Here is a 17875-nt window from a genome sequence, read left to right as displayed (position 1 = left end):
GCCCTACATCCGGTTCTTGGTCCTGGCGGTAGCCGGTGCGGTCCACGGGTCTTCGGGCCAGGGATGCTTGGGATAACGTCCCCGCATCTCTGCCCGGACCTGCGCGTAGGGGCCGGACCAGAAAGACGAGAGATCATCCGTGACGGCCAGGGGACGCCCTGCCGGGGACAGCAAGTGAAAGAGCACGGGCACCCTGCCGTCCACCAGCCGGGGCGTGCTGTCCCAGCCGAAGCACTCCTGCAACTTGACCGCCACGACGGGACGACCGCCGTCGTCATCCACGTCCGGATAGTCAAGGCGCACCAGAGAACCGCTGGGCACCGCAAGGCGTTCGGGAACAAGAACGTCCAAACGGCCGGCATCCGGCCATGGAAGGAGGCGGCGCAGCGGATCGGCAAGATTCACGGCACTGGCAGCAGTGCCAGTGGCCATCGCCTCCAACTCGGGGGCCAACCATTCTTCCAACCTGGCCAACAGGCCTGATTCCGTGACATCTGGCCAAGGATCACCGAGCTCACGGTGGAGCAGGGCCAAACGCCGCCGGAACGCATCGGCGTTGCTGGACCAATGCAGCATGGATAATCCGTTCTTGCCCAGGGACTCTGCTACTGCCCTTCGTCCGGACGCGACGCTGGGACGTACCGGCGTTGAGGACAGCACAATCGCCCCAAGCCTCCGTTCCAGGCGGGCGGTCACGCGACCTTGGTCAAAGGTGGCGTACTCCTTCCCGGTCAAGAGGTGGGGGGCCGCGGCCTCGGCCAGTTCCGCCGAAAGCGGCGCGGCCGAGCGAATAACCGCACCTGTCCCGGCAGCGTCGCGGCCCTGCGCGCGTGAGACCTCAGCAACCGCCAGCCAATCGTGCCCTGACAACGGACTCCCGGCCGGCAGTCCCGCCCGCGTACCCGAGGTCAGCAGATAGCTGTCCGGGCCACTCCCCGTAACGCGTTTGGCCATACGGTCCGGGAACGCCAGCGCCACCACGAAGCCGGGCGCCTCAGCCGCCGTGATGTGGCGGGCATTTGGTAAGGGCACGACGGCGGTCGCCTCCTGCCGCGCGATGCTCTCCATCCGCTTCACGTCTTCGGCGAAACGCCGCGCTGCGGGATCTGATCCGGAACGCAGGTAGCCCAGTAGCTTGGTCAAGACCGCCCCGGGAGCACGCTGATCGCCGGCCACCATGGCCACCGTCTCGGCCGCGACGCGTCGGCCCACAACTGCTGATCCGTCCAGCAGGGCCCGGGCCAGACGCGGATCGGCGGGTACGCGCGAAAGAGTTTTGCCCAGGGCGGTGGCTGTTCCGTCTTCCGTCACGGCGCCCAGTTCCCTGAGCACTTCCATAGCGTCGTCCATGGCGGCAGAGGGCGGGGTATCCGGCAACGCCAGCCCCTTGCCGCGGGGCGCGCCCCAGCACGAGAGCACCAACGCCGCTCCAGTCAGGTCAGAGGCCAGGATCTCCGGGGTTTGATGGGCAGGGGCGGAAGCAAAGTCCCGTTGGTCGTAGCAGCGGACCACGGTACCCGGTCCCTGCCGCGCCGCGCGCCCCGCACGCTGATCCGCCGATGCACGTGAGCAGGAGACGGTAACGAGACCGGACATGCCGCGGCCGGCATCCCTGCGCGGTTCACGGGACAGCCCTGAGTCGACGACCAACCGGACTCCCGGAACGGTGAGTGACGACTCAGCCAGAGACGTGGACACGATGATCCTGGCTGCGCCTCCCGGCTCCCGCCCGGATACTGCGCGGTCTTGGGCGTCAGGACCTACTTGGCCGTGCAACTCAAGAACCTCAACGTTCCCCGACACCTCCGCCCGTAGGCGGGAAGCGACGTCGGACACCTCACGGACGCCCGGGAGGAACACCAAGGCATCCACGTCGGGGTTCCCGGCCACGGCGGCTGCGTGGGCCTCCGCCGTGGTGCGGGCAACGTGATCGAGGAAGGCACGGGCCACTCCCCGTTCGTCCAAACGGTGTTCCCGGAACGGACGCCACTGAACGTCCAAAGGGTGCATTGCGGAAGGGCAGTCGATAACGGGAGCCGGCCCGCCGCCGTCGTCCCCGGTTCCCAACAACGCGGCGAACCGCCGGGCATCAAGGGTTGCCGACATGGCGACCAGTGTGAGGTCCTCGCGGAGTTCGCGGACCTCGGCGAGCATCCCCACCAGAAGATCAGACTCAAGGCCCCGCTCATGGACCTCGTCCAGGACCACCGCCTGGACGCCCTCCAAACCGGGGTCGTCGAGGAGTCGCCGGATGAGTATCCCGGGAGTAACGAACTCCACCATCGTGTCCGGACCCGTCCTGGACTCGCCACGGACGGTGTAGCCCACCTTGCTGCCCAACCGGGTTCCGCCCAAGGAAGCGAGCCGCCGTGCGGCGGAACGTGCTGCGACCCTCCGGGGTTGGGTCACGACGACGCGTGGCTGCCCGGAATGCCACTGACCAATGAGGTTCGCCAGCAGCGGCGGCACCAGCGTGGTCTTTCCCGTACCTGGCGGTGCCTGCACAACCGCCGTGCCGCCGTCGCCCTGCTGCGACAGGGCCGCTGCAAGGTCCTGGATGGAGTCGGCGAAGACCAGTCCCCTGCCAATGGTGTCCAGTCTGAAAGTCACCAAACCATTGTCGCTGCTTTTTGGTGGCGTCCCGGCAGCCGAAAGGCCGCGCCCCTTTGGAGGGCGCGGCCTTTCGAAACATTCGGACTAGCCGATGGTGGAGGCGTCGATGACGAAGCGGTAGCGGACGTCCGAGGCGAGAACTCGTTCGTAAGCGTCATTGATCTTGCTGGCAGGAATGACCTCGATCTCCGCACCAAGGCCGTGCTCGGCACAGAAGTTCAACATCTCCTGCGTTTCGCGGATGCCACCGATCATGGAGCCGGCGAAACGACGGCGACCGCCGATCAAGGCAAAGGCGTTCACCGGGAGCGGTTCAGCGGGCGCGCCGACGTTGACGAGCGTCCCGTCGAGCGTCAACAACTGGAGGTAGGCGCTGATGTCGATCGAAGCGCTGACCGTGTTGATGATCAGGTCGAACGTACCGGCAAGCTGTTCGAAGGTGGCGGGGTCACTGGTCGCGTAATAGTGGTCCGCGCCCAACTGCAGGCCATCTTCCATCTTCTTCAGGGACTGCGACAGAACCGTCACCTCGGCACCCATGGCGTGGGCAATCTTGACGCCCATGTGTCCGAGACCGCCCAGCCCGACAATCGCTACCTTCTTGCCCGGACCCGCGCCCCAGTGATGCAGCGGCGAAAAGGTGGTGATACCGGCGCAAAGCAACGGAGCAGCAACATCGAGGTCCAGCCCTTCCGGAATGGTCACCACGAAGTCCTCATTCACCACGACGTTGCTGGAGTAGCCACCCTGGGTGATGGTGCCGTCGCGGTCCACCGCGCCATAGGTGCCCACGTTGCCCTTCAGGCAATACTGTTCCTCGCCGGCCAGGCAGTTCTTGCATTCCTTGCAGGAGTTGACCATGCAGCCGACGCCGACGCGGTCGCCCACCTTGTGCTTGGTCACCTCGGCGCCAACCTCGGTAACGATGCCGGCGATTTCGTGGCCCGGCACCAAGGGGTACTGCTGGGGACCCCAGTCACCGCGAACGGTGTGGATGTCCGAGTGGCAGATACCCGCGAACTTGATATCAATATGGACGTCGTTCGGGCCAACTTCGCGGCGTTCAATGGTGGTCAGGGTCAGGTCGCCCGTGGCCGAGGGTGAGGCAAATGCGGAAGCGGTAGGCATGTTTCTCCAACGTGTCTGTCTTTAGTGGATGTTTCCATCTAACACGCTTTGGCTGAGTGTAAGCAGTCACTGCTGTTACGGGTACTGGCAGAAACCCTCTCGGCATGATGAGGATGTTGCCGTTAGAGGCTCTGTCAGCAGGAGCTGCATGGGTGGATTTTCGGCTTCCAAGACCGGCGTAGTCACGGACTTTTCCACATAGCCCGTGAGGGGGCTAATCGCCGGCGTCGGGCCATGACAGGCTCGTTGCATGGACACAAACGGGCAGGTTCTCAGTCGGCCGGGCGAACCGTCCGACGTGTCCTTCCGTTCAGGGAATCCGCAATCCGGGCAATCAGGCTCCAGCGATTTGTCCCCGAGCGATCACAACAGTAAGAGGCTTCCTGTCAGCTGCGGACCCACGTCCGGCTCTGGAGGTGCTCCCTCAGAACAGGCACGGTTGCTTGACGATGCTTCCGAGGCGTTGGCCGAGCTGTGTGGTTCGGTCGCTGCCGATGCCCGGTTGTTTGGCTTTGGGGAGGCTGCTGATTTTGCGGGCCGGGTAGAGGATCTGTCTCGGCAGCTGGAGTACATGCAGGTCGTCGCGGCGCAGGCTGTGGAGCGGACCCGGACCGAGGCGCAGCGTGCGGTGCCGGCACAGCAGCCCGGACAGTCCCCGGCGTCCGGCGCCCAGGAATGGCGGACGGGCTGGACCGAGCCCGCCGGTGAGTCAGAAGGTGGCGGTGGCGGTGACTCCGTCCCGGCTGCTGCTGCTGATGGTGGTGGTGCTGGTGGTGGTGGCAGTGTTTTGGATGATGGGTACCGGAACGCAGCGGAGTTCCTCCGAGCCCGGTTGAGGATCGGGATCGGCGAAGCACGGCGCCGGCTCGCCCTCGCGAACGAGATCCTGCCCGGGGCCGGAATAACCGGCCAGCAAATCCCGGCCCGTCGTCAAAGACTCGCCGACGCCCTCCACACCGGACAGGTCCCGTCCCGGTCCGCGACGATCATCAGCACCGCCCTGGACAAAGCCCAACACTTCACCGACCCGGACACCCTCACCGGCATGGAACACGCCCTCACCACCACCGCCACACAATCCGACCCCGACTTCGTCACCACAATGGCCAACCGCTGGATCGACCACATCGACCACAACGGCCCCGAACCCACCGAAGAAGCCCTCCACCACGTCCAAGGCGCGTTCCTCCGCCGCCAACGCCGCCACGGACTCCACCACCTGGAAATCTTCGCCACCACCGAACAATACGAAACCCTCACCACCGCCATGAACGCCGCCACCAACCCACGACTCACCAACACCACCGGCACCACCGGCACCGGCACCACCGGCCCTCAGCTGGACCGGCGCTCCCGCGCCCAGAAACTCCTCGACGGCCTCGTCGGCGCCTGCGCCGTAGCCATGACCACCGGGAAACTGCCCAGCAACGGCGGACTCCGACCCCAACTCACCGTCACCATCGACCACCACGACCTCTTCCAACACCTCACCCACACCACCACGAGCGCCACAAAAGAAACCAACACCCCGAAGCAGCCCAACGCGACACATCAGCCGGGCCCCCGGAACACTGCCAGCACCAACACCCGGAACACTGTCAGTACCGGCACCGCGACCTACACCGGCCCGATCCACCCCAACACCATCCGCAAAATCGCCTGCGACGCCGACATCCTCCCCGTCCTGCTCGGCACCGACTCCCAAATACTCGACATCGGCCGAACCACCCGGATCTTCCCACCCCACATCCGCAAAGCCATCACCGCCCGCGACGGCGGCTGCGCGTTCCCCGACTGCACCCTCCCCGCACCCTGGTGCGAAGCCCACCACATCACCTACTGGTCACAAGGCGGCACCACAGGAACAAACAACGCCACCCTGCTCTGCTCCCACCACCACCACCTCATCCACAAAGAACACTGGCGCATCACCATCCAAAACGGCGTCCCCTGGTTCATCCCCCCACCCCACATCGACCCCCACCAAACACCCCGACGCAACCACCACCACACACCACCCAAACATGACACCGGGCGGGAAAACCAGCATGCTGCCCATCACACGACGTGACTATGCCGTGCATTAGACGTGACTATGCCGTGCATTAGACCTGGCTGGGACGTCCCTGCCTCTAGACCCGGCTGGAATTTCATTCTCCTGAGAATCCGGGACTGCGTCGGCCGGCAACACGGAATGATTCATCAATCCCGTGACTTCGGTCAGCTCTTACCGAGTTGCGCGATCTTTCGCTCCAGGGCAGTCCGTTCGGCTGCGTTCGTGCAGCGGTCGAGGGCCAGTTTCAGTGATTCTTCGGCGTCTGCGTAGCACCCAAGCCGTGCCAGCAACTCTCCCTTCACTGTTGGCGGAAGGTGAGATCCTTCCAACTCGCCCCTGGCTGCGAGCGAATCCACGAGCTTCAGGCCGGCAGCCGGCCCTGCGGCCATGGCCACGGCCACCGCGCGATTGAGTTCAACGACAGGCGACCCGGTGAGCCGCCCCAGCGCTTCATACAGGACGACAATGCGTTGCCAATCTGTCTCGTCCGCAGTGCGGGCGATGGCATGGCATTCGGCGATCGATGCCTGCAACCCGTACGTACCAAGACCCCGTCCAGTGCTCACCGCAGTCGCGAGTGCCGCCCTGCCGCGTCGTATCGCTGACTGGTCCCAGCGCCGTCGATCCTGGTCGGCAAGGAGTACCGGGTTCCCGGCCGCGTCGATCCTCGCCGGGAATCGGGCGGCCGTTAGTTCCATCAGCGCGAGTAGCCCGAATACTTCGGGTTCAGGCGCCAGCCGGACAAGCACCCGGGCCAGCCGCTGTGCTTCGCCAGCGAGTTCCGTCCGCATCCACGAGTCCCCCGCAGAAGCGAAGGACCCCTCAGTGAAGATGAGGTAGATGACGTGAAGCACGGATCCAAGCCGTTCGGGGATCTCGTCGCGCTCCTGCACGGCAAACGGTATATGGGCGGCCGCGAGGGTCTTCTTGGCGCGGGTGATGCGGGCCTGGACGGTAGCTAGCGGAACCAGGAACGCCTTGGCGATTTCATCGGACCCCATGCCACCAACCACCCTCAGTGTCAGGGCGATTCGCGCTTCCTTCGAGAGGACCGGATGGCAGGAGATGAACATCAAGGCCAGGACGTCGTCATCTATCGCATCCGTGGTGAACAGCGCGTCCGCTCCTGCCGCCTCTTCAGTCAGCTCGCGGGCCAACAGCGCGTACTTTTCGTCCTGAGCGGAACGTCGGCGGAAGGTGTCAATGGCCCGGCGTCGTCCGGCAGTCAGCAGCCAGCCCGCAGGTTCCAACGGAATACCCTTGACGGACCACGACACGATCGCTTCTGCGAGGGCTTCTTGGGCAAGGTCCTCGGCCAGCGGGAAATCGCCCGTATAGCGGGCAAGGGCGCCGACGATGCGGGCAGATTCGCTCCGCCACACTGCCTCGACGGCGGCCCTTGCCTCGTTGCTGCTCACGCGCGATGCCGCTTCCAGGGAAAAACCGGTCGGAGTTTCAGAGTTGGCCGGTCTGCTCGCGCCATGCACGTTCCTTTTGAATCCATTCGTTGTCCTGGGGGAACTCGTCGATGCTGGTTACGCGCCGGATTTCGGTTTTGGTGCCTGCTGTCATGGGCGCCCTCTTGGCCCATTCGACGGCTTCCTGTTTGGATGCGACATCAAGGATGTAGAAGCCACCGAAGAGCTCCTTTGTTTCACCGTAAGGACCATCAGTGACTACGGGCGTTTCGCCGGTGAAATCAACCACTACGGTCTCCTTCGGATCCTCCAGACCTTCGGCGGCCAGCAATACTCCCGCCCGGATCAGTTCGTCATTGAATTTACCCATGGCTTCGAGGATGTCGTTGAAGTCGATGTTCTCGAACTTGGCGTAGGAATCGTCGTCTGCCCGCATGATCAACATGTACTTTGCCATTTGGCTCAATCTCCTATGTTGTGGAAGGTCGCCCTTCGACCTTCTCACCCATAGGTCGAACGGTGCGAGGTCAAATCGACAAGGGTTCTAAAAAAACTTCCAGCGGCACGAAAAAAGGATCCCCCGGATAACTCCAGGGGACCCTTTTAGTGCCACAAAAGGGCTTGTCACGGCGTACTAGCGCCCGCCACCTCCGATAACGCCTGCCTCAACGGCCTTGGTTACGGCGTCGGCTTCTGCCTGCGTCAGCTTTCCGTCCGTCACGGCCTTGTCGAGCCGGGTTTTCAGTGCGGCAGCACGCTGGGCCTGCCCCTCAGAACGGATCTCTTCCAACGCCGTGGTGACCTTGGCTTCGTCAACGCCGAGCGCCGAAGCGAGGGACTTCGCCAATGCGGCATCGCGGGCCGAGGGATCCGGCTTAGTGCCCTCTGTTCCCTCGGCAGGCGGGGTGGTGGGCTTGTTCGCTTCGCGGAAGGCCTTCAGCGCGTCGGAGACTTTAGTCTCGTCCACACCCAGCTTGGTTGCCAGTTCGGACGCAATCTTGCCGCCGTCCCGTCCGTGTCCATGCCCGCCGGGCCTTCCACCCTGGTCCGATGGAGTGGTCGCATCAGCGGAAGATGTAGCACTCGGCGTCGGCGTGGTCGCTGCTGTGGCGAGGCTGGTCACACCCAATCCGGCACCCAACGCAAGCGCTCCGGCTGCGACCCCCAGGGTTATTCTCTTGGTTTTCGACATATGCCTCTCCTCAATCCCTTGCTACGGGTGTTGTCTGAGGGACGGTCCAATGTGCCGTCCTCCTAACACGATGAGGGGCCAACCCCAGACCATCCTGTCCCGTACCTATGACGAAGCTGTGAATGCATGTTGGTTCGGTTATCGGGCGGTAACGTCAGCGGACCCGGTCCAGCGCATCGAGGAGTCTTTTGACGGAACCACCCAGGTTCCAGTCGTTGGCCAGCTGCTCCAGCTCAGAGCGGGCAGCGCCCGCTACAGGTGAAAGTTCCGCGCCCGCTTCCTCCAAGGACGGCAGCTGCAGGTCGCGGACAACATTGACGACGGCGGGCGCAACCTTGAGGTAGTCCGCGGCACCTGACAGTTTGGCGCGGACGGAAGCCGACAAACCGCCGTCGGGATCCTCTGCCGCCTCCAGCAGCCCCTGCAGGGTGCCGTGCTCGCCGAGCAAACCAGCTGCGGTTTTTTCGCCGATGCCGGCCACTCCGGGAAGCCCGTCGGAAGCGTCGCCGCGGAGGGTGGCAAAGTCTGCGTACTGCTGCGGCAGAACCTTGTATTTGCCGACAACTACTACCTCGGTGACCAATTCCAGGTTCTTCATCCCGCGCGCTGTGTAGATTACCCGTACACCGCGCTGGTCATCGACGAGTTGGAAGAGGTCGCGATCGCCGGTCACGACGTCAGTGGGGAACGCTGCCTGGCTGGCGTAGGTACCCACCACGTCATCAGCCTCATGCTCATCGGCGCCCACCACGGCTATCCCGGCGAGCTCCAGTACTTTGCGGATCATGGGGATCTGCGCTTCGAGCGGATCCGGGACGACCTCGACGTCGGGGCCGTTCGGAACGATTTCCGCGACACGGTGGGACTTGTAGCTGGGAATCAGGTCAACACGCCATTGAGGACGCCAGTCGTTGTCCCAACAGGCCACCACGTGTGTGGCCTCGTAGTCCGTAACGAGGCGGGCGATCATGTCCATCAGGCCGCGCACGGCGTTGACCGGAGTCCCGTCCGAACGCCGGATGGAATCAGGCACACCGTAGAAGGCGCGGAAGTACAGGGAGGCTGTGTCCAGGAGCATCAGTCGAGGCATACCTGATCCTGACATGCCCCGGGCAAAAGCCACAGGAACCCGTCTCCTTCCAGCGCTCTCCGTCAGATGACTTGAAGAGCACTGTGACCCGCATTACGATATAACGAGCGATAATAGAACAGCATGTTCTATTATCGAACACCAAGTCATTCCACCAGCCCACAAAGAAGTGAGGAAAGCCCGTGCAGTTCCACCACCACGGTTATGTATCAGGTGACCCGCGGGTCGAGCCGGCCGCCGGCGTCGGAATCAACCGGCCGTCAGCACTTCCGGATGAAGTCGATGTCCTCATCGTGGGCACCGGTCCCGCCGGGATGTTGACGGCGGCCCAGTTGGCCCAGTTCCCCGGAGTCACTACGCGCATCATCGAACGCCGCCCTGGCAGGCTCGCCATTGGCCAGGCCGACGGCATCCAGGCCCGGAGTGTTGAGACCTTCCAGGCCTTCGGGTTTGCAGAGCGGATCACAGCCGAGGCATACCGCATCACCGAGATGGCCTTTTGGAAGCCGGACCCGGCCGATCACTCTCGCATCGTCAGGGCAGCCAGGGCGGTGGATGATCCCGCCGGGATCAGCGAGTTCCCGCACTTGATCGTCAACCAGGCCCGTGTCCTGGACTATTTTGCGGAGTTCATGGCGAACTCCCCCACGCGCATGGTCCCTGACTTTGGCTACGAGTTCCGCAGCCTGAAGGTCACCGGCGACGGGGACTACCCGGTTGAGGTGACCCTCGGCCACACCGCCGGTGCCGATGAGGGCCAGGAGCGGGTTATCCGCGCCAAGTACGTAGTTGGTGCCGACGGCGCCCGCAGCAAGGTCCGCGAATCGATTGGCTGCCATCTGGCCGGTGATCAAGCGAACCATGCCTGGGGCGTCATGGACGTCTTGGCGGTCACCGATTTCCCGGACATCCGGACGAAATGCGCTATCCAGTCCGGCAACGGCGGCAGTATCCTGCTGATTCCCCGTGAGGGCGGGCACCTGTTCCGCATGTACGTGGACCTCGGCGAGGTCGCAGCGGATGACCACGGGGCGGTGCGGAAGACCACCATCGAACAGATCATCCAGAAGGCCAACGACATCCTCCACCCGTACACCTTGGATGTTCGCAACGTCGCGTGGCACAGCGTTTACGAGGTCGGCCACCGCCTGACAGACAGGTTCGACGACGTCCTGCCGGAGGAGCGCGGAACGCGTACCCCACGGGTGTTCATCACCGGCGACGCCTGTCACACCCACAGCGCCAAGGCCGGCCAGGGAATGAACGTCTCCATGCAGGACGGCTTCAACATCGGCTGGAAGCTCGGTCACGTCCTTGAAGGCCGCAGCCCCGAAAGCCTGCTGGACACGTATTCCGCGGAGCGCCAGGTGGTCGCGAAGAACCTTATCGACTTCGACAAGCAATGGTCCACCCTCATGGCCAAGAAGCCCGAAGAGTTTGAAGACCCCACGGAGCTGGAGAACTTCTACACCAGCACCGCCGAATTCCCTGCAGGTTTCATGACCCAATACGCGCCCTCCCTGGTCGTATCGGAGCCGCGGCACCAGGAACTCGCAACCGGCTTCCCGGTAGGCAAACGCTTCAAGTCCGCCCCTGTCCAGCGGGTCTGCGACACCAACCCCATGCAGCTGGGCCACCACGCAAAGGCGGACGGCCGCTGGCGGATCTACGTCTTTGCCGATGCCGCCCAAGCAGGCGCCGAAGGCCCTGTTGCGGACTTCGCCGAGTGGATCGCGAACGCGCCGGACTCGCCGCTGGCTGCGACGCCGTCGAACCTTGACCGGGACGCTTGGTTCGATGTCAAAGTGATCTACCAGCAGGACCACACCAACGTGGACATCAGCGCCGTCCCCGCGGCATTCAAGCCGACCGTGGGACCGTTCAAGCTCACGTACCTTGAGAAGGTCTTCGGCGCAGATCCGGCCAACGACATCTTTGAGCTGCGTGGCCTCAGCCGTGACGGCGTCGTGGTTGTCGTCCGCCCGGACCAGTATGTTGCCAACGTCCTGCCGTTATCGGCGACGGCGGAACTTGCGGCGTTCTTCGCTCCGCTCCTTTCTGCGCGGCGCCCCGGGATTACGAAGGCGGATGCAGGGCTGGTGAGCAACCCGGCCTAGGGTGACGATAAGTGCCAGGGACCCCCACAGGGTCCCTGGCACTTGTCGTCTAACGCCCGCCCATGCCCTCGGGTGGAACTTTTACATGCCTGTAACGCAAACCACTAGCTGCAAACAAAATTGCAGAGTATGTTTATTGCAATCGAGATTGCCAAGTGATCTGCGTTACAAGGAGTTTGAGTAGTGACAAGCAAGCCAGACGAGTCGGGTACCGGCACTGCGGCGCGGGAGCCTGTGGACCACGCCTGGCTGGGCGACGCGCTTCCCGACGTCGCATTATCCAAGTCCCAGGCGCGGGTAGTGGAGGTCATTGCACGCAATCCGCAGCTGTCCTCCTACGCTGACATCGCCGAAATTGCGCAGCGCTCAGACGTCAACAACTCCACAGTTGTACGCACCGCCCAGCGTCTGGGCTACCGGGGCTGGCCTGACCTCCAACGCGAACTTCGCTCCCGGTACCTGGTGATGATCTCCACCGAGGACACCCTCCTCGAGCACGGTGAACACCACAGCCCCCTCCACGACGCACTGAACCACGACATCGAAAACCTGCGGCTCACCCTTGACTCGAACACTTCCGAGGACGTGGAAGCCGCCATCGCCGCACTGGCCTCGGCAAAGTCCATCACCACCATCGGCATCGGCTCTTTCGCCGGACCGGCAAGTGTCATGGCGCACCTCGGTTCCACCATGGGGTACCCCATCACCTTGGAAAACCGTGGCGGCGTACACCTCGCTTCCGCAGCCAACAGCCTCGGCCCCGGCGACGTGCTGGTGGTGGTCAATATGTGGCGGTCGGTCCAGCAGATCATCGTCACTGCCGAAGCCGCCAAACAGTCCGGAGCCACCGTCGTCGCCATCAGCGATATGCGCCGCGGGCGCCTGGCCGCCGCGGCTGACCACCTGCTGATCGTTGCCTCCGAAGGGATCTCCTTCTTCCAGTCCGTGACGGCGGCAAATTCCATGGTCTACGGCCTTTTGGCCGGCATGGAAGCGGCGCACCCCGAACGGAGTCGATCAGCCATCCGGCGCACCCAGCAACTCTGGAAAGACCTGGACATCTACCTGGACTGACCTGCCCTGCGGCAACCACATTCTTCTTCCCCCACAATCCCCATCTAGGAGCATTCATGAGCAACACCCGCCGCATCGCCGTCGTCGGCCTCGGATCCATGGGAGGTGCGATGGCGTCCACGCTGCACCGCGCAGGCTGGGACGTCACCGGCTTCGACCCCTCGGACGTTGCCCGGAACGCGGCTGCCGCAACCGGAATTTCCACCACGGCAGAACTCCGGGATCTAGCCGGCATCCCATATGCTGTGCTGTCCCTGCCCTCGGCCCACATTGTCGAGGCAACAGTGCCGGTGCTCCTCTCGGGACCCGGGACCATCGCAATCATTGACACCACTACCTCCGAGCCGGGCACGAGTACGTCCATGGCAGCGCTGGCGGAATCCCACGGCGCATGCTTTGTGGACGCGCCGGTCTCCGGTGGACGCGAAGGCGCAGCCACCGGGACTCTGAGCGCGTTCGTTGGAGCAACGGACACGGCTGCCGCGGCTGCACAGCCCGTCCTCGAAGCCCTCACCGGCGGAAAGTATGCCCGTATCGGCGGGCCTGGGAGCGGAAACGTCGTGAAGCTGTTGAACAACGTCCTGGCCGCCGCCAATCTGGTGTCAGTGGGCGAGGCGCTCGGCGTTGCAAAGGCCTACGGAATCGATCCCGCAGTGGCCGCCGCGAGCATCAGCAATGCCTCCGGGGGCAGCAAGGTCTCCTCCGCGATGTACCCGAACTGGATCCTGTCCGGCACCCACGACTCCGGCTTCTCCCTCGGCCTGATGGCACGGGACGCATCCCTGGCCGTCGACATCGCCCGGCAGGTCGGCGAACAGCCGGAACTCCTGGCTGCCGCGGCCGATCAGTGGCAGGCCGCCCTGGCATCTCTCGGCCCGGCCGCCGACTTCACCGAAATCGCCAGGACCGTAGCTCCCGCTGTTACCCCCGCCGGCGCCCCCGGCACCACGCACATCGCATAGCGCCCCCAGCAACAGAAGGACATTACCTTGAGCATCACCACAGCCCCCGCGGCTTCCTCCACCGCAACAGCCCGGACCGTCCTGGACTCCGCCTTCCCTTCAGGGCTTGGCGCGTTCGTCGACGGCGAAGTGGCCGCCGGCTCCGGCGCTTCCGTCACCCTGACGTCAGCGGCCACGGGCGAAGCCTTTGCCACCTATGCCGACCCTGGCACCGGGGGCGCCGATGCCATCCTGCAGAGCTCCGTCCGGGGCGCAGCGGCGTGGGGATCGCTGAACGGCTTCGAACGCGCCGCCATCCTCCGCAACGTCAGCAGGATGGTCGAAGCACACACCGAAGAACTGGCGATCCTCGAATCGGCCACCACGGGAAAGCCCATCCGCGACGCCCGCGTTGAAGCGTCCAAGGTAGCTGAAATGTTCGGCTACTACGCAGGCTGGGCCGACAAACTCACCGGCCAGACCATACCCGTGCCCGGCCCGTGGCACACCTACACGGAGCGGGTTCCGTGGGGCGTCGTCGTCGCCATCACGCCATGGAACGCCCCGCTGTTCACGGCCGGTTGGAACTCAGCCGCGCCGCTGGCGGCGGGCAACGCCGTCATCATCAAGCCCAGCGAATTCACCCCGGCTACAACGGTGCGGCTCGCACAGCTGGCCCACGAAGCCGGCCTTCCCGACGGCGCGTTCAACGTAGCCGTGGGACTCGGGCAGACCGTCGGAGCCACTCTCACGTCTGATCGCCGGGTCGGCAAAGTCAGCTTCATCGGTTCGGTTCCCACGGGCCGCCGGGTTGCCGTAGCCGCCGCGGAAGCCGGAATTCCAGCCCTGTTGGAGCTTGGCGGCAAGAGTGCCAATATCGTCTTCGCCGACGCCGACCTCGAGCGCGCCGCCGACGGCGCCATCTCCGCCATCTTCTCCGGCGCCGGGCAATCCTGCGTGGCAGGGTCGCGCCTACTGGTCGAACGCAGCGTTCACGCCCGGTTTATTGACATGGTGGCCGAACGTGCTGCCCGGCTTCGGGTCGGGGATCCACTGGACGCCGCCACCGAAGTGGGGCCGATTATCACCGCGCCCCAGTTCGCGACCGTCACTTCGCTGATTGAACAGGGAATGAACGACGGCGGCCGCAGGCTCACGGGCGGAACGTTGCCTGAGTCCTTGGCCGGGTCGTCTCTGGCTGGCGGCCACTGGGTCATGCCGACGCTGTTGGATGGCGTGACACCGGCAAACCGCCTGGAGACCACTGAAGTCTTCGGACCAGTAGTCGGTGCCGACGCCTTTGACACGGAAGCCGAAGCAATTGCCCGTGCCAACAACACCAACTTCGGACTGGCCGGCGCTGTGTGGACCTCGGACGTTTCCCGGGCCCACCACATCGCCCGTGAGGTGAAGGCAGGGACGTTCTGGATCAACTCGTACAAGACCATCCACGTTGCCGTTCCCTTTGGCGGTTTCGGCGATTCCGGCCACGGCCGATCCTCCGGGCCCGGCGTATTGGACGAGTACACGCAGACCAAGGCGGTTTGGGTTCCCACCCGTGCAGCCGGATCCCCCTTCCCGTCCCTGTCCTACTAGCAGGAAGAATCATGGAAATCACCACTACGGCCTCATCACTTCCGCTGCGTCAAGCCTTGGCGGACGGCGTCAATGCCTGGAAACCCCGGGTTCAGGCACTCTCGCAGGAGCTGCACGCCAACCCCGAGATCTCCTTCCAAGAAGTCCATGCCGCAGAGTCAATAACCTCCCTGCTCGCCGAAGGCGGCTTTGACGTCACCCAAGGAACGGCCGGGCTTCCAACAGCCTTCACCGCCACCGCGGGAACCGGTGAACTCACTGTTGCCCTGTGCGTGGAATACGATGCCCTGCCCTCAGTGGGTCACGCTTGTGGACACAACCTCATCGCGGGAGCATCGATAGCTGCGGCACTGGCCCTGCTCCCCCATGTGGACGAACTCGGCATCACGTTGAAGGCGATCGGCACGCCGGCCGAGGAACACGGAGGCGGCAAAGTGCTGATGCTGGAGCGGGGCGCCTTCGACGGCGTCGGCCTTGCTTTAATGGTCCACCCGGTCCAGGACGGCGTCACGTACAACCCCGCCGGGACAACGGCTCAAGCAGTGGGCCGTTACGAGGCCGTGTTCACCGGAAAGGCTGCCCACGCGGCTGCCGCCCCGCATCTGGGCGTCAACGCCGGGGACGCAGCCGTGCTCAGCCAGGTGGCGATCGGCTTGCTCCGCCAGCAAATTCCGGGAGACCACCGTATTGCCTGTTACGTGGCGGAAGCCGGACACGTCACCAACATCATTCCGGACCATGCCGTGGTTCCGTTCGAATGCAGGGCCTTCACGCTCGCGGAGTACGAGGCACTGCTCGAACGGGTCAAGCGCTGCTTCGAAGGCGCCGCACTTGCAACCGGGACCACCCTGGAGATCACGGCGGCGGAACCGCTCTATGAGCCGCTGATCCAGGACGGCGAACTTGCCGCACACTGGACCGAAGCCATGGACGCGTTCGGCAAGGACACTTCCCCGGCGGCAGGAATGGGCGGCGGCTCCACGGACATGGGCAACATCTCCCAAGTAATTCCCTCCTTGCACCCGTGGCTGAGCATTCCAGGAGCCAACGTCCCCATCCACTCGCACGGCTTTGCAGCTCTTGCGAACACACCCGAGGCATACGCCGTGATGTTCGAGGCAGCCACCGCGCTGGCTTGGACTGTGGCGGGTGCCGCAACCAATCCCCAGCAGAGAGAACGCTTCGTCAATGCGGCCTACCGCCGTGAAGCCCCGATCCAGGAAGCAACATCATGAGCACCAGCACCGAAACCGCGCGGACGGACAAAGCCGGAACACGGCTTACGCTTCCCATTGCCGCGCTGGCGTTTGTCATCGCCCTTGCGGTCCAGTTCATTGGCCAGGCCAAGATTGATCTTGGCATTGGCGCGATCATCATCTTCCCCATGGTGTGGGGACTTATCCTCGGCCTGTTGGTCTCCATCCAGAAGTTCAAGCCGCTCGGCCTCGACCTCCAGCGCGTCGCGGCGGCCCTGGTCGGCGTCGCGGTTCTGCTCCTGGTGGCCAGGCTCGCCTTCAACATCGGGCCGAGCCTGCCGAGCCTCATCAAGGCCGGCCCCGCACTGCTGCTGCAGGAAGTGGGCCACTTGTTGGGAACCATCGTGTTGGCGCTGCCCCTGGCCGTACTGCTTCGCATGGGTAAGGCAACCGTGGGCGCAACGTTCTCCCTTGACCGCGAGCCCTCCTTCGCCATGGTCTCGGAGAAGTACGGCCCGGATTCCGATCAGTACCGCGGCGTCCTGGCCATGTACGTCTTCGGCACCCTGTTCGGTGCCATCTTCATCACCTTGCTGACCTCGTTGGTGGCCAACTGGAAGATCTTCGATCCCCTGGCCCTGGCCATGGGTGCGGGCGTTGGTTCCGGCTCCATGATGGCGGCCTCGGCGGCGAGCATCATCGCAGCCTACCCCGGCGACCAGGAAGCCATCCTAGGCATGGCCGCCGTCTCCAACCTCATCACCACCATCCTGGGTGTCTACGTTGGCATCTACATTGCCTTGCCCGTGGCCGACCGCTTCTACAAACTGCTCACGCGCAACAAGGAACCGCAGAAGGTTGCCGCCGGCACGGCTGTGGCTCCCCAAACCCGCACCGCAGCTGAGGTCGAGCAGGACGAGGTCCAAGCAGAAGAGAACCGCCGCTTCCGCGAAGAAGTCGCTAAGTCCTCGGCTGCCATCAAGTTGCCGTTGTGGCTTTCGCTGTCCGTCCTGACAGTGCTGGGCATCGGTACCGCATCGGTGGCCGCCAAGGGCCTGAGCCTGTCAATCATTGCCGGCTACGGCATCATGCTCGCCTTGGTGCTCGTCAGCTTGTTCCTGGCAAAGGTCACCAGGAAAATCTCTGCCATAGTCTTCATCACCACCATCGGCGCCTACATTTCCAGCCCGTGGTTCTTCGGTGCCGGCGTCTTGAATGAGGCTGTGAAGACCGTGGACTTCCTGTCCATCGCCACAGTGATGCTGACGTTGGCCGGGCTCTCCCTCGGTAAGGACATTCCCCTCCTGCGCAACATCGGCTGGAAGATCATCCCCGTGGGCCTGGTCGCCATCACTGCGTCGTTCATCCTCTCCACAGTCATCGCCGAGTTCGCCTTGGGACTCTGGCACTGACAAACGGCTTCGGCCCGGATCCCCGCCTCGTGCGGGGATCCG

General features: G+C 64.1%; 13 protein-coding genes. 7 read left to right on the top strand and 6 right to left on the bottom strand.

Going from position 1 to position 17875, the window contains the following annotated elements:
- Window positions 1-3: 3 nt before the first annotated feature.
- Both hrpB and JMY29_RS09590 read right to left on the bottom strand, forming a co-directional pair.
- On the bottom strand, window positions 4-2610 hold the full coding sequence (hrpB, locus tag JMY29_RS09595; RefSeq protein WP_189075617.1) for an ATP-dependent helicase HrpB: 2607 nt from the start codon (window positions 2608-2610) through the stop codon (window positions 4-6).
- Between the two features lie 87 nt (window positions 2611-2697).
- Window positions 2698-3741 carry an NAD(P)-dependent alcohol dehydrogenase gene (locus JMY29_RS09590; RefSeq protein WP_055975599.1) on the bottom strand — a complete coding sequence of 348 codons (1044 nt, stop codon included), beginning with the start codon at window positions 3739-3741 and terminating at the stop codon, window positions 2698-2700.
- A gap of 250 nt (window positions 3742-3991) precedes the next feature.
- On the opposite strand from JMY29_RS09590, the gene JMY29_RS09585 reads away from it, so the two are divergent.
- Entirely contained in the window at window positions 3992-5812 is a 1821-nt protein-coding gene (locus JMY29_RS09585; protein ID WP_189075618.1) for an HNH endonuclease, read from the top strand.
- Between the two features lie 149 nt (window positions 5813-5961).
- On the opposite strand, the gene JMY29_RS09580 is transcribed toward JMY29_RS09585, so the two are convergent.
- From JMY29_RS09580 to JMY29_RS09565, 4 genes are all read right to left on the bottom strand, one after another.
- Window positions 5962-7215 (bottom strand): RNA polymerase sigma factor, encoded by a 1254-nt coding sequence (locus JMY29_RS09580; protein WP_189075619.1) that lies wholly within the window; start codon window positions 7213-7215, stop codon window positions 5962-5964.
- 37 nt (window positions 7216-7252) lie between these two features.
- Window positions 7253-7672 carry a YciI family protein gene (locus JMY29_RS09575; protein ID WP_018779633.1) on the bottom strand — a complete coding sequence of 140 codons (420 nt, stop codon included), beginning with the start codon at window positions 7670-7672 and terminating at the stop codon, window positions 7253-7255.
- 177 nt (window positions 7673-7849) lie between these two features.
- The gene (locus tag JMY29_RS09570; RefSeq protein ID WP_189075620.1) at window positions 7850-8407 is read right to left on the bottom strand and encodes a Clp protease N-terminal domain-containing protein; all 558 of its coding nucleotides are present in this window, start codon (window positions 8405-8407) and stop codon (window positions 7850-7852) included.
- 154 nt (window positions 8408-8561) lie between these two features.
- The gene (locus JMY29_RS09565; protein ID WP_026267433.1) at window positions 8562-9512 is read right to left on the bottom strand and encodes a 5'-3' exonuclease; all 951 of its coding nucleotides are present in this window, start codon (window positions 9510-9512) and stop codon (window positions 8562-8564) included.
- Between the two features lie 167 nt (window positions 9513-9679).
- Here JMY29_RS09565 and JMY29_RS09560 point away from each other — a divergent pair, with 167 nt between their 5' ends.
- The 6 genes from JMY29_RS09560 to JMY29_RS09535 all read left to right on the top strand — a co-directional run bounded on the left by JMY29_RS09560 (window position 9680) and on the right by JMY29_RS09535 (window position 17833).
- Window positions 9680-11614: an FAD-binding monooxygenase gene (locus tag JMY29_RS09560; RefSeq protein ID WP_189075621.1), complete on the top strand. Its 1935-nt coding sequence runs from the start codon at window positions 9680-9682 to the stop codon at window positions 11612-11614.
- 183 nt (window positions 11615-11797) lie between these two features.
- On the top strand, window positions 11798-12688 hold the full coding sequence (locus JMY29_RS09555) for a MurR/RpiR family transcriptional regulator (RefSeq protein ID WP_189075622.1): 891 nt from the start codon (window positions 11798-11800) through the stop codon (window positions 12686-12688).
- A 56-nt stretch (window positions 12689-12744) separates the two neighbouring features.
- Entirely contained in the window at window positions 12745-13650 is a 906-nt protein-coding gene (locus tag JMY29_RS09550; RefSeq protein WP_055976115.1) for an NAD(P)-dependent oxidoreductase, read from the top strand.
- Between the two features lie 27 nt (window positions 13651-13677).
- Complete coding sequence (locus JMY29_RS09545) at window positions 13678-15225, top strand: aldehyde dehydrogenase family protein (protein WP_189075623.1); 1548 nt, start codon at window positions 13678-13680, stop codon at window positions 15223-15225.
- Window positions 15226-15236: 11 nt separating this feature from the next.
- Window positions 15237-16460: an amidohydrolase gene (locus JMY29_RS09540; RefSeq protein ID WP_189075624.1), complete on the top strand. Its 1224-nt coding sequence runs from the start codon at window positions 15237-15239 to the stop codon at window positions 16458-16460.
- Window positions 16457-17833, top strand: a complete 1377-nt coding sequence (locus tag JMY29_RS09535; protein ID WP_018779641.1) for a DUF3100 domain-containing protein — start codon at window positions 16457-16459, stop codon at window positions 17831-17833. The genes JMY29_RS09540 and JMY29_RS09535 overlap by 4 nt, the downstream gene beginning before the upstream one ends.
- Window positions 17834-17875 lie beyond the last annotated feature (42 nt).

It is taken from the genome of Paenarthrobacter nicotinovorans (assembly GCF_021919345.1).
GTDB lineage: Bacteria > Actinomycetota > Actinomycetes > Actinomycetales > Micrococcaceae > Arthrobacter > Arthrobacter nicotinovorans.
Note: the sequence above shows the minus strand (reverse complement) of the source record. Positions and strands in the feature narration are given on the sequence as shown.

Coding starts and splice junctions, on each gene's coding strand:
- JMY29_RS09590 (WP_055975599.1), bottom strand. CDS start 3,741: ATGCCTACCGCTTCCGCATTTGCCTCACCCTCGGCCACGGGCGACCTG.
- JMY29_RS09585 (WP_189075618.1), top strand. CDS start 3,992: ATGGACACAAACGGGCAGGTTCTCAGTCGGCCGGGCGAACCGTCCGAC.
- JMY29_RS09575 (WP_018779633.1), bottom strand. CDS start 7,672: ATGGCAAAGTACATGTTGATCATGCGGGCAGACGACGATTCCTACGCC.
- JMY29_RS09570 (WP_189075620.1), bottom strand. CDS start 8,407: ATGTCGAAAACCAAGAGAATAACCCTGGGGGTCGCAGCCGGAGCGCTT.
- JMY29_RS09565 (WP_026267433.1), bottom strand. CDS start 9,512: ATGTCAGGATCAGGTATGCCTCGACTGATGCTCCTGGACACAGCCTCC.
- JMY29_RS09550 (WP_055976115.1), top strand. CDS start 12,745: ATGAGCAACACCCGCCGCATCGCCGTCGTCGGCCTCGGATCCATGGGA.
- JMY29_RS09540 (WP_189075624.1), top strand. CDS start 15,237: ATGGAAATCACCACTACGGCCTCATCACTTCCGCTGCGTCAAGCCTTG.
- JMY29_RS09535 (WP_018779641.1), top strand. CDS start 16,457: ATGAGCACCAGCACCGAAACCGCGCGGACGGACAAAGCCGGAACACGG.